General features: G+C 42.9%; 11 protein-coding genes and 2 riboswitches. Of the genes, 1 reads left to right on the top strand and 10 read right to left on the bottom strand.

The annotated features are described in order from the left end of the window. Positions 1-26: 26 nt before the first annotated feature. Positions 27-128: riboswitch (SAM riboswitch) on the bottom strand. A gap of 163 nt (positions 129-291) precedes the next feature. After that, positions 292-1,461 carry an alpha-hydroxy acid oxidase gene (locus tag C5745_RS12925; protein ID WP_105717431.1) on the top strand — a complete coding sequence of 390 codons (1,170 nt, stop codon included), beginning with the start codon at positions 292-294 and terminating at the stop codon, positions 1,459-1,461. 33 nt (positions 1,462-1,494) lie between these two features. Here C5745_RS12925 and C5745_RS12920 read toward each other — a convergent pair whose 3' ends face one another. The 10 genes from C5745_RS12920 to C5745_RS12875 all read right to left on the bottom strand — a co-directional run bounded on the left by C5745_RS12920 (position 1,495) and on the right by C5745_RS12875 (position 12,745). Beyond that, entirely contained in the window at positions 1,495-2,541 is a 1,047-nt protein-coding gene (locus C5745_RS12920) for an AI-2E family transporter (protein WP_105717430.1), read from the bottom strand. Positions 2,542-2,580: 39 nt separating this feature from the next. Further along, positions 2,581-3,360, bottom strand: a complete 780-nt coding sequence (locus C5745_RS12915) for an enoyl-CoA hydratase/isomerase family protein (protein ID WP_105717429.1) — start codon at positions 3,358-3,360, stop codon at positions 2,581-2,583. Positions 3,361-3,406: 46 nt separating this feature from the next. Beyond that, positions 3,407-5,941, bottom strand: coding sequence for a DUF5686 family protein (locus C5745_RS12910; protein WP_105717428.1), 2,535 nt, complete (start codon positions 5,939-5,941; stop codon positions 3,407-3,409). Between the two features lie 115 nt (positions 5,942-6,056). Beyond that, positions 6,057-6,323, bottom strand: a complete 267-nt coding sequence (locus tag C5745_RS12905) for a 5-oxoprolinase (RefSeq protein ID WP_105717427.1) — start codon at positions 6,321-6,323, stop codon at positions 6,057-6,059. Between the two features lie 51 nt (positions 6,324-6,374). Beyond that, positions 6,375-6,471, bottom strand: a riboswitch (SAM-I-IV-variant riboswitch). Between the two features lie 97 nt (positions 6,472-6,568). Next, positions 6,569-7,951, bottom strand: a complete 1,383-nt coding sequence (locus C5745_RS12900; protein WP_105717426.1) for an NADH-quinone oxidoreductase subunit N — start codon at positions 7,949-7,951, stop codon at positions 6,569-6,571. Between the two features lie 19 nt (positions 7,952-7,970). After that, positions 7,971-9,416, bottom strand: a complete 1,446-nt coding sequence (locus C5745_RS12895) for a complex I subunit 4 family protein (RefSeq protein ID WP_105717425.1) — start codon at positions 9,414-9,416, stop codon at positions 7,971-7,973. Between the two features lie 16 nt (positions 9,417-9,432). Then, positions 9,433-11,352, bottom strand: a complete 1,920-nt coding sequence (gene nuoL / locus C5745_RS12890; RefSeq protein WP_105717424.1) for an NADH-quinone oxidoreductase subunit L — start codon at positions 11,350-11,352, stop codon at positions 9,433-9,435. 31 nt (positions 11,353-11,383) lie between these two features. Continuing rightward, positions 11,384-11,713, bottom strand: coding sequence for an NADH-quinone oxidoreductase subunit NuoK (gene nuoK, locus C5745_RS12885; RefSeq protein ID WP_105717423.1), 330 nt, complete (start codon positions 11,711-11,713; stop codon positions 11,384-11,386). Next, the gene (locus C5745_RS12880; protein WP_105717422.1) at positions 11,713-12,219 is read right to left on the bottom strand and encodes an NADH-quinone oxidoreductase subunit J family protein; all 507 of its coding nucleotides are present in this window, start codon (positions 12,217-12,219) and stop codon (positions 11,713-11,715) included. Before C5745_RS12880 ends, nuoK begins: the two co-directional genes overlap by 1 nt. Position 12,220: 1 nt before the next feature. Then, positions 12,221-12,745 (bottom strand): NuoI/complex I 23 kDa subunit family protein, encoded by a 525-nt coding sequence (locus C5745_RS12875; protein ID WP_105717421.1) that lies wholly within the window; start codon positions 12,743-12,745, stop codon positions 12,221-12,223. Position 12,746 lies beyond the last annotated feature (1 nt).

Below are 12,746 nucleotides of genomic sequence, written 5' to 3'. Positions count from 1 at the left end.
AAAAGGACACCAGGAAGAGTGTGCTCAGCTTATCTTTCTCCCAATCAGGAGTAGAATGTAGCACCTTGTCAAGAGACAGGTTGCTAAGGCTTCAGCGGGTCTACTCCCTCGGCCTTTCTCTATAAGCGAAGCCAAGATAAGAATAAAAAGGAATTTAACAAAATTTTCTTTTATGTTCCTTTTGTATAAAAAGGAACGCAAAAAGTATAGACTAAAGCGACACACAACAGGACGGTAATTAACAAAATAGTCTGTATATTCGCTCCGCTATAATAAAATACCGTTTCAAAGATGAGTAAGAAAATCGTATATCGATATAATTCAAAATATCCGTCTATCGTCGATTTAAGAGCAAAAGCGAAATCCCGAATTCCCAAATTTGCATTTGATTACCTCGAAGGAGGTTGTAACGAAGAGTGGAACTTAGCAAAAAACGAAAGTGATTTCGACAACATTGTACTAAAACCGCAGTACCTTCGGGTCTCTGGCGATATCAACATGTCTGTAGAACTTTTTGGTAGACGGTACAGCGCGCCCTTTGGTATCTCCCCCATCGGTCTACAAGGGCTGATGTGGCCCAATGCCCCAGAAATTCTAGCTAAAGCAGCTGCCAAAAATGACATACCATATACCTTGAGCACGGTATCAACAAGTAGTATTGAACGTATCGCCGAAGTTTCAGAGGGGAAGGCGTGGTTCCAACTTTACCACCCGACCGAAAACAAGCTTCGGGATGATATCTTGCGCCGTCTAGCAGCGGTGGAATGTCCTGTACTAGTCGTCTTGGTAGATGTTCCATCTTTCGGTCTTCGCTATCGCGAAATCAAAGCCGGTTTGTCCATGCCGCCGAAAATGAACATTTCCAACATTACGCAAGCTATGATGCGGCCACTGTGGGGCATTAAAACGTTACAGCACGGTATACCTTCTTTTGCGACCTTAAAACCTTATATGGAAAAAGGGCTCGACCTTGCACAGCTAGGCAAATTTATGGACCGTACCTTCACGGGTAAGGTAGACATCGAAAAAGTAAAAGCCATCCGCGATATTTGGAAAGGAGCACTCGTGGTGAAAGGTATTGCGAGCGACGAAGATATGGAGGCAGTTATCAGCATTGGTGCTGACGGCGTGATTGTATCCAATCATGGCGGCCGCCAAATAGACGCAGGAGAATCTTCTATTAATTCACTAATACACCTCGCCAGCAATCCCTCCTACAAAGAGAAGATAAAAATTATGCTAGATGGTGGTATACGTTCCGGTGTCGATCTGGCCCGCGCCCATGCCGTAGGTTCTGATTTTAATTTTATGGGGCGCCCTTTTATGTACGGTGTCGGTGCGTTAGGCGACGAAGGTGGCGAGCATACCATCAACCTGTTTAAAGCACAGCTATATCAAGTGATGCAACAACTCACGCTAGAAAATGTTAGTCAATTCCCTGAAAGACTATTGAAAATGTAACATAAAAAATATCCCGTCATGGCGGGATATTTTTCAGTCTTTATTTCCCTTCAACTGCTCTTTTTGAAGCGACAGACGTTTATTCGCTTTATATACTTTCACTGCGATAAGGAGGTAAGACAATAACAAGGGGCCATAAACCAATCCCATCAAGCCAAATAAAGGCAACCCGATAATCACTCCTATCACGGTAATCAATGGGTGAATATTGCCTACTTTTTTGCTGATGATAAAGCGCAGTATATTATCAATATTAATCACCAATCCAAACCCCCAAACGAGTAGACCCAACGCTTGCCAGGAGTTCCCTTGCGAAAATAAGACCAGCACAGCGGGCACAAAAATCAGTGGCGGTCCTAAAAGGGGGATGAAAGATAAGATAGCACAAATTACGCCCCAGAACAACGGGTCGCCAACGTCAAAAATCACGAACCCGATAGCGAGACATCCACCTTGAACAATAGCAATAATTGACTGCCCGAGGATATTGGAATATGTAATATTTTTCAACTCAGAGCTAAATACCACCGCCTGCTCCTCATCAAACGGCAAATAGTATAATATGCCGTTTTCAAAGCCTCGATAATTAACAAACAGGAAATATAAAATGAAATACATCACGGTTATTTCCAGAAATACGTTTGCCGCTCCGCCCAAAACGGCCGTCAGCAACTTACCAAAATAAGCAGCGCTCGATTCGAGCTGTTCTTGTAGCAAATCCGGTTTTCCCAATTTGTCACCAGCAAATTGGTTTACGGCATCGATAATCTGCTTTATCCAGGCCGGATTTTCCTGTAATTCCAACGCTTTTCGGACCAGCATGCTTCCAATACCAAAAAAAGGGAGGACGATAATAAAAATGGATAGAATGATAATAACCCCAGCCGCCAGCGGTTTAGGCCAACGCCATTTCTCGATAAAAAAAATGTTGAGTTTACGAAACAGCGTATACATAACCAATGTACCGAGAAAAGCTCCAAAAATCCCGCGTGTGGCGTATAAGAGTATACCGCCCAGGGTTAGGACAATTAAGAGAATAATAATATTTCTCTCTCTTTGTGAGAAAACGGGATTGCTCATACAGTTAATAGTATCTATATTAACTGTGGAACAAATATTCTAAAAGTTTGGTTTTCGCTTTTCCAAGAAAGCGGCTACACCTTCTTGAAAGTCTGGCGTATCAAAGGCATTTGCAAAAGCATCCATTTCTTCTTCATAACCCCTTTCCGGTTCCATAAGCCCTATATTCACCGCGCGGATAGCCGCAGCAATTGCCGAGCTCGACCGTTGGTACATTTTTTCCAAAAGCCTTTCACAGGTAGAAATCAGTTCCCCCTGCGGTACCACGTGGTTAACTAAGCCCCACTGTAACCCATCTTTCGCCTCGATTATATCGCCCGTCATGATCATTTCTAACGCTTTTCCCCGTCCAACAAGCTGCGGCAATCGCTGTGTACCACCGTATCCCGGAATAATCCCCAGAGAAACCTCTGGAAGCCCCATCTTCGCTTCTTCGCTTGCTACACGGATGTGGCATGCCATCGCTAATTCTAATCCTCCCCCGAGCGCAAATCCATTAATCGCCGCAATTACCGGTTTGGGAAACGTATACAAGTTATCCATAACCTCTTCTTGCCCGGATTTTGATAATTGCCACGCCTCATCAGACGAAAACTCTTGAAATTCTTTGATATCGGCACCGGCAACGAACGCTTTATCTCCAGCACCGGTTAGGATGATACCCCGCACGTCTTCATTTGCTTCCAATGTTGTTAAAATTTCGGAAAGTTCTTTTAAGACAAGCGTATTCAGTGCGTTCAACTTATCCGGCCTATTCACAGTGATATATGCCGTATTATTTTTGATGTCCAATAGAAAATAAGTAGGTGTCTTTTTCATCGTAATAAATTATTTTTAAAGGATAAATCATGATGGTCGCATAGTATTAAAAATTTAAATGAAGGCTGACCCGATACCTGTCTTTGTCGACATTCGGCAAAGCCGTATAGTTTAGCCGCCGTATGTACTCAACCCGCAATAAACGGAAAATATTGTCAATGCCTACTTTGCCCTCCCAATACGGAACCTTATTATCAAACATGTGCGTCATGATATCTCCATCAGCGTCGGTGTCAAAATGAACCACATCTTTGCTAAGATAAGGGTTATTAACATCACTCAGCCGACCATAAAACATTTTCGCTCCCCAAAGCTCTCGCAGTTTAAGCTTTTTGATTAACGGAATCTTATTTAAGATAAATCCTTCAAGCTGATGTTCAAATGCCAGACGGACATATTCATCCGCCACAAACTCCATACTACGCATCATCGAAAAGTCTATTTCATGCCGAGTATCCTCATCTCGGAATACATTCGGCATTTCCAATAACGGATAAGGCAGGGTGCCCCAAATTTTCCCCCCGCTCAACGTCATATCAGCAAAGCCCAATTGATTCAGAAAGAAACGTTTCGACACCGAAGCACGCATCGCGTCGAAAGCATAGTCTCCACTCCAAAACCCTTTCAGTCCACGATTATACTGTAGCGTAAACACCGGGTACTTCTCTACAATTGTACGCCTAGTCAAGTTACGATAATAAAACTTTTCTTTTGGGGCCCACCGCAGTATAAATTCCAATTCGTTGGTATTTATATGAGCTATATCGACGGGCTCATCTCCGGAAGAAACAAATTCCAAATCACCAATCGCTCTCCTACGATGATGGATAAAAGAGCTCTGCAGACTCACGTGGTTGCCAAATTCAATTAGATGCTTAAGTTGATACGCATAGGTATCCATCCATTTCGTCGGGCGGTTACTGCGTATAGACTGAAAAAAACTATCTCCCTTTTTAAAACCAAGCATCCTGCCGGGATCGAAAATATCATGCTGTACCGCCACTTGCAAGTAGTGTGCTGGAAAAGTAGCCACAGATTCACCGTTTAACGAAAACGTTGGCCGAACAAAATACTTCATTTTGCCATCTTGTGTTCCATACGCTAAATATCCCTCGATAAACAGCTTTTCCGAAAAACCCAATGTGGTCCGTCCACTTAGCCGTATCCGATTGCCCTCTATATTATTCCTTGAATATAAATACTCCAGCGGTCCAAATTCAACAGGTCCAGCCGGATAGAATCCCTGTGCCAACAAATAGCCAGCAGCAAGCATCGTTCGAAATGTACGGTTATTGTTTAGTGAATCAACATTCGTGTAGACCCTGTTTTCTACAGGCGATAGCTGCACCGGACGTTGTTGATGAACAAGCTTTTCATTATCCCTTGCCGACGTCAATATCTCTGTAGGCGCCCCTTTAAAGACATCGTCAGAGAACGATGGAGAAAAGTCGTAATCATAATTGTACGTCGTCTTACGACCATAAACCGCATCGTTTCTGTTCGTACCAAACATGATGTCTACATCACTACGCACCAGAAACATATATTGCTCCTCGTTTGGCCGAAATTGCAAATCAATGGTTATGTCATTTACCCAGTTTAGATTCGCCTCTTTATTTGCACGTAACCTGGCACCCTGCACTGCGAAACGACCGTCGGTTGTAATCCTCAGCTTACCACTAAGCAATAGGTCAGTTTTGTTTCGCGGCTCAAAATTTAATTCGATTAAACGCCCTTCTTCTGTATTAATCGTATCCACGATGTAGTACTTATAAAAAACTGGGGCATTGTCCGCTATCGGACTTAGAAATAACTTGTTAATCAAAAAAATATTGTCGTCATAAATCTCTACCTCCTGAAAAAGATAAGATAAGTAGGACTGTATGTTATGATTATTTACATACCGATCGTCAAAATCAGTCTGTTTGATAGACTTCACCCGCTTTTTAAACGCTTTGGGATCGTTCTTAGAAAATACATCACTAAGCTGTTCCTGCATAAAAATGGTAAGCAGCTTATTTCCAGGCGATGTCAATGTGTCCACATTATCGAAGAAAAAACCTAAGCTTCCCATTCGCTTATTATATTGCGCTGATGGGTTTACGAGTCCAAACTGCAATTTGTCGTACTGCTCAAAAGAGACCCGTGGTTGGCTTTCCAAACGATTAGAACGCTTGTTCTTGATGACCTGATGAATAAGATCAACTGCAGGATTTCGGTTCCTATATTTCTGCCGGCGCGACACTTCTACCGCATCGATTACATTTTTATCATGCGCTAACGCAATATGTAAATGTTCCCGTAGCGTGTCGACATACACAAGTAGTTCCTCATATCCTATAGCGGATACAACGAGTTGCAACGGTAACCGGGCATTTGTCGCCAAAAAAAATCGTCCAGAAGAATCACATGAAGTACCATCCGCCGTTCCCCGCAGCTTTAAGCTCGCTTGTGGAACACCTTGTCCTGTTACGCCATCAACAACTGTTCCGATGATTTTTTGTTGAGCCACGCCATGCTGTGCAGCAACGCCGAGAGTAAATATCAATATCAACAATTTCAGCAAGCTTATTCTCCTCATATTCAAAATGGCACTGCCATAAAGATACAATTTGTACAATAAGATTAAAATGAAATTGATTTTTTTATCATAGCGTGGCCACGCCGCATTCGCCTTTGTATGGCGCGATTCGGCCTTACTCCGCTAGCGGAATGAGCACATTGTTTTCTGCCAGTGCCACAGGAACAATCTGTATCGCCGTAAAACCATCACAACGGTGCACAATAGCAGATAGATCAACTCCCTTCTTGGACAGCGCATTTAAGACTGCCGTACGAAAAGTCCCTCGATTTGTTCCCCATTTTCCGGATACCAGCTCGTTATTAAGTTGCACCAATTCTTCAGCGCTGTAGTCTTGAAATCGTTTAATAAGGTGGTTGTAAAGTTCGTTTCTTGTGTCCATACAATTTAGAATTAAAGCGTTTAACCATAAATTGTATTCAGAAAATCGGGAAGACGACGTTTATTTTGGACTATGCCCGTATTATCGTTCCACCGTGGTGACTACACTCGGTTGGCATTGCACAGTAGTGCAATTCTGAATACACTACAAAGATAGTAGACTTTTTGTTTTATACAAAAATAAATATACAAACCGTCGTATCCAGACACTACTTATACCACCAGCGTTGGCGTGGCGATTAAGAATTATAGGAATCGTAAAATACTATCTGGATAAATCCCGATAATCAGCGTCAAGACAGCTGCAGCAACCAACACCACCTTGTAGCTCGTCGGTACATGTTGCGCTGTTACTTCCTCCTCTGGTTTACGGAAATACATGTTGACCACCACATGCAAATAGTAATACACACCAATTGCAGCGTTAATAACAGCGAGGATCAGTAAGGTGATGTTATACGTCCCCATCACATTATTAAACATCATAAACTTACCCATAAAACCTGCTGTCAGCGGAATACCAGCGAGGGAAAGCATAGCTATCGTCAATACCAAGGCCAACATCGGCTGCCTTTTCGCTAATCCATTGAAGGACTCGAAGTCCTCGGAGCCCATACTACGTTTCACCAGGATTAGCACACCAAAAGCAATCACGGAAGCTAACGAATAAGCGGTTGCGTAAACCAACATTCCGGATGCGGAAGTCGCTCCGATAGTGATGATAGCGAACAGCATATAGCCTGCGTGGGAAATACTCGAATAGGCCATCATCCGCTTAAAGCTAGATTGTAGCATGGCAGTGATGTTCCCGACGAAAAGCGTGATGATGACAATCACCAGTAACACCGGCGTCCAAAAGTCGTGCAATGGAATCAACACCGTGTTAAAAAGCCGTAAGAATCCAACAAAAGAAGCAACCTTTACAACGGTACTCATAAAGCTAGTGATCAATATTGGTGCGCCCTCATATACGTCGGGCGTCCAGAAGTGGAAAGGAGCCGCTCCCACCTTAAAGCATAAACCACAAAGCAATAGCAACACCCCGCCATAAAATAATGGTGAAATCTCGGAGGATGTCTGTACATAGGCTTGTAGTTCCGTGAGGTCAAATGTGCCCGAAGCGCCATATAAGAGGGTAATACCAAAAAGAAGAAATCCCGTAGAAAACGCACCCATCAAAAAATACTTGAGTGCCGCCTCGTTAGAGGCAAGATCCGTTTTCCGAATCCCCACAAGGATATATAAAGCGACTGACATCACCTCAATTCCAATAAAGAGCATCGCAAAGTTATGGTAGGCATTGACGAGCAAAGCCCCCGTCAATGAAAATATAATCAAACAAAAATATTCAGAAAGATACTTGCTGATGTTCCTAAAATACTCTCTAGAAAGCAAAATGACAAAACCTGTAATTATCACACATAAGATAGAAAAAGACAAAGCTAAACGATCAAAAATCATCATCCCGTGAAACTGCGGCAGCGCTTCGCTGTTCCATCCCGCCACCAGAAAACCTAGCGTTGCGACCAATCCCAGCAAGGTTACAGGAATGAGTGCATTCTTCGCTTTGAACAAGCCTAGATACAACACCACTATTCCCAAAATACACAATGTAATAATTGCCCCCATAATATTCTACAATCGCTAATTAAAATTTAATCTGATTCAATAAATTGGTTACCGACGCTTCTGAAAGCTGTAAAATCACTTTCGGCCATACCCCTAAAAATAGAGTAAAAAACGCAATAATTACCAATACTAATAACTCATACCCTTTAATATCTACCACCTTTACATACCGTTCTGGTAAAGCTCCCAACATCGATTTCTGATAAAGACGCAACATATATACAGCTCCCAAAATCAAAGTTAGTCCACCAAACACAGCATACCATACGCCGTAATCAAACACACCTTTTAACAGCAAAAATTCGCCGATAAAACCGTTGGTTAAAGGCAGTCCCACTGCACCCATCAAAATCAGGAGAAATACGGCCGCTAAACGAGGAGCTTTGCTCGCTACTCCCCCCCACTCCGCGAGCGTACGCGTCCCTGTCCGCTCCTGTAAGATATCAATAATAAAAAACAACCCCACCACATTCAAACCATGATTCACCATCTGGATGATTGCCCCTTGCAACCCTTCCGAGTTCCATGAAAATACACCGGCGGAAATAAGGCCAACGTGCGCAATAGAAGAGTACGCAATCAAACGTTTAGCATCTTGTTGCCTAAAAGCAATGATAGAAGCATACACGATACCGATCACGCAAAGAACCATGATAACCTGACTATAAGCCAACGCGCCGAGCGGAGCAACAGGCAATAACCAACGGATCAATCCATACACGCCCATCTTGAGCATGATACCTGCCAACAGCATCGTTCCGGCGGCAGGCGCATGTGTATAAGTATCTGGTTGCCAAGTATGGAATGGAAAGATCGGAATCTTTATAGCAAACGCGAAGAAAAATGCCCAAAATACCCAACGTTGGGTAGACTCGGGCAAGTCCAATGCTACGAATGCGCTCCATTCAAAGCTTGGCGCAGCACTCTGGTTGTATAAGAAGATAAGCGCCACCAACATCAACAAGCTTCCAAAAAACGTATAAATAAAAAACTTGAGGTTAATACGAATCCGGTCGCCATCTCCCCACAACGCACAGATAAAATAAATAGGAATTAAAGCCGCCTCCCATCCAACATAGAACGTAAAAGCATCCAACGCTAAAAATACAAGCAATAATCCCGCTTGCATAAAAGAGATTAACGCAAAGAAATTACCTTTATGCGCCTTACGAAATGAAGACAACACAATGAGCGGAATCAACCCATTTGTCAACAACAACATGGGCAGGCTGATACCATCTAAGCCAATATGAAACTGAATTCCTAAGGATTCCACCCACATCCAACGCTGTTCAAATTGTACACTCGCATCCGGCACAAACCCACACAAAAAGGGGATGGAAAGCCCCAGTTCAAGCAGTGAGGCAATCAGTGCTATCCATTTTGCCCGTACCACATCCTTTACGAAACATAATACTAGTGCTGAAATAATAGGTACTAATAGTAATATAAATAGGTTACTCATTGTTTAATTGTCAAAATTATGTACTAAATACAGCATAAAGCAGAATAGCAATCACACTAATCACCATCATCATAATATAAAACCCTACGTGCCCGCTTTGCAATTGCCTTATACCTTTTCCAGTTCCGATAAAAAAGTTACCCACCCCATTCACGAATCCATCAATGCCCAGGCGGTCCACATATTTATAAAGACCAACTGATAATCTGTTTAACGGCTGTACAACGAGGGCATTATAAAATTCGTCCACATATAGCTTGCGAAAGGATAATTTATGCAATCCTTTAGATGATTGCGTATCTGCTACCGGAACCGCTTCTTTTCTTACATATCGGTTGTAGGCAACAAAAGCCATGATCAAGGCACCGCCGGCGGATACACCCATCAACAGGTATTCCGTACTATGACTTAACGACAGCGCTTCCGCATGTTCACTGCCCGCTTCAAAAATCGGAGCCAAGAAAACCGCTAAGTTATGATGTCCGCCCAAAGCTTCCGGAATGTTGATAAAACCACCGATCACGGACAACACCGCCAAGACAATCAACGGCACCGTCATTTGCCAAGGCGATTCGTGCAAATGTTGTTTCTGCGTTTCCGTCCCTCGGAACTTCCCGAAAAATGTTAAATACAAAAGACGGAACATATAAAACGCAGTGCATAGGGCGGTCAAAAAGCCGATTACCCACAAAAAGGGCTGATGCTGAAATGCATGTGCTAATATCTCATCCTTAGAAAAGAAACCAGCAAAGGGTGGAATACCGCTAATAGCAATCGTTCCGATTAACATCGTGATAAACGTGATGGGCAACGCCGTTCTTAAACCACCCATCTTACGCATATCCTGTTCATTGTGCATCGCGTGAATCACCGACCCCGCTCCAAGAAACAGTAAAGCCTTAAAAAATGCATGTGTCAGGACATGAAAAAAAGCCCCGGTGAACGCACCTACCCCGAGGCCTAGAAACATGTATCCCAACTGAGATACCGTAGAATATGCCAATACCTTTTTAATATCAGTTTGTGTAATCGCAATAAACGCCGCCAACAATGCCGTTGCTAACCCTACAACCGCCATGATCTCCATTGTTATCGGCGAAAGCGTAAACAAGATGTTCGATCGCACGACCATATAGATACCTGCTGTCACCATAGTAGCCGCATGAATTAAGGCAGATACTGGGGTTGGTCCCGCCATGGCATCAGGTAGCCACGTAAACAAAGGAATCTGCGCTGATTTTCCTGTCGCTGCAAGAAACAATAATAGCGTAATCACAAGCAGTATAGAATTACCCATCGGCATGCCTGCTGCAGCGGCGAATACAGTTCCGTATTCCAAGCTGCCGAAGGTTTCTAAGATAAAAAATAGCGCAATGAGAAAGCCCAAATCACCGATACGATTCATCACGAAAGCCTTCTTCGCTGCCGAAGCATACGAAACATTTTTGAACCAAAATCCAATCAACAAATAAGAACAAAGCCCAACGCCTTCCCATCCAATAAACATCACCAAGTAATTAGACCCTAATACAAGGATGGTCATGAAGAAAATGAATAGATTAAGGTAAGCAAAGTATTTTCCAAATCCTGCATCACTAGCCATGTAGCTACACGAATACAGGTGAATTAAAAAACCAACGCCCGTAATAATCAGGAGCATAATAGCACTCAGCGGATCAGCTAAGAAAGATAGCGCTACCTGCAGTTTACCGACCGTAAACCAGTCAAAGAGATGGACGTATATTTCTCCCGAGGCACCAGTCGCGCGCGCAGCTGCGATCTCAAAGTAAACCAACAAGCTTAATACAAAAGAAGCGAGTACCACCCCACAGCCCACAATGGCCGTAACCGCTTTCGGCATACGATTTCCCATTAAGCCGTTTATTACAAAACCTATAAAAGGTATCAATGGGATCAGCCAGATTAATTCAGACATACAATTTGTTACTAAAAATTCTCCTATTTAATTACCAACGCAACTTGCTTAACGATTCAATATCCACCGATTTGGTGTTTCTGTATACCATGATAATAATTGCAAGGCCAACAGCCACCTCCGCTGCTGCCAATGCCATGATAAAAAAAACGAACACCTGTCCTGTCGGATCGCCCCTATAGGCCGAAAAAGCGGCCAACAATAAATTGACTGCGTTCAACATCAACTCAATGGACATCATGATAATGATTACGTTCCGACGGATAAGCACCCCCATAACACCGATAGCGAAAATGATACTACAAAAAATGATGTAATGGTTGAGTGGAACACCTTGAATTTGCGTTACTATATTCTCCATTATGCTTTTTTAATCTCTTTAACTTCCTTTTTTGCCAATAATACCGCTCCGATCATCGCTATCAACAATAAGATCGCCGAAATCTCAAAAGGCAGTAAAAACTCATTAAACAACACATTTCCCAGGTGTTCTACGAGTCCAATATTCGTATTGCCAGTTACGACCTCATTTGATGGCTCAATTACACGAAAAGCACCTAGAAGGGTTGCAAACAAACACATCCCTGCAATAACACCCATAATCTTCACCAAATTGGATCGCACGGGTTCCGTATCCCCATTGAGATTCAGCAGCATGAGGACAAATAGAAAGAGCACCATAATGGCCCCCATATATACGATAAAGTTGACTACAGCTAGAAATTGTGCGTTCAATAAAATATAATGAACGGTCAGCGTAAAAAACGTAACCACCAGGTACAACACACTGTGTACAGGATTTTTAGTAAAGATTGTCATCAACGCAAAAAAAATAGCGACAAAAGCGACAAAATAAAATAAGGACATGTTAGTTCGTTTTTTCCGGGTTTAGTTTCGTAATGTCAAATACAGGTTCGACCAATTTGTCTTTCCCGTAGATAAAATCCTTTCTTAGATATTCCGCCGTCACATGGGGACCGTCCAGATAAATCGCTTCTTTCGGGCAGGCTTCCTCACACAAACCACAAAAAATACAACGCAGCATATTAATTTCATATACTGCAGCATATTTTTCCTCCCGGTACAAATGCTCCTCCTCCTTTGTCCGCTCTGCGGCAATCATAGTAATCGCTTCCGCCGGACAAGAAAGCGCACAAAGACCGCAAGCAGTACAGCGTTCACGCCCTTCTTCATCCCGCTTCAATGAATGCAGCCCTCGGAAATTCTTCGAATAAGATCGCTGCACCTCTGGATATTTAACCGTCGGAATTTTCTTGAAAAAATGTCGTATCGTAATACCCAGCCCCTTCGCAATAGCAGGCAGGTACATACGCTCCCAAAAATTCATGGGTTTCTGTTCGATAACTTTTTTTCTATTTGATAAAGATTGCATA

This window comes from Sphingobacterium haloxyli, assembly GCF_002980525.1.
GTDB lineage: Bacteria > Bacteroidota > Bacteroidia > Sphingobacteriales > Sphingobacteriaceae > Sphingobacterium > Sphingobacterium haloxyli.
The sequence above is the reverse complement of the archived record's forward strand: the minus strand, read 5'-3'. Positions and strand labels throughout refer to the sequence as shown.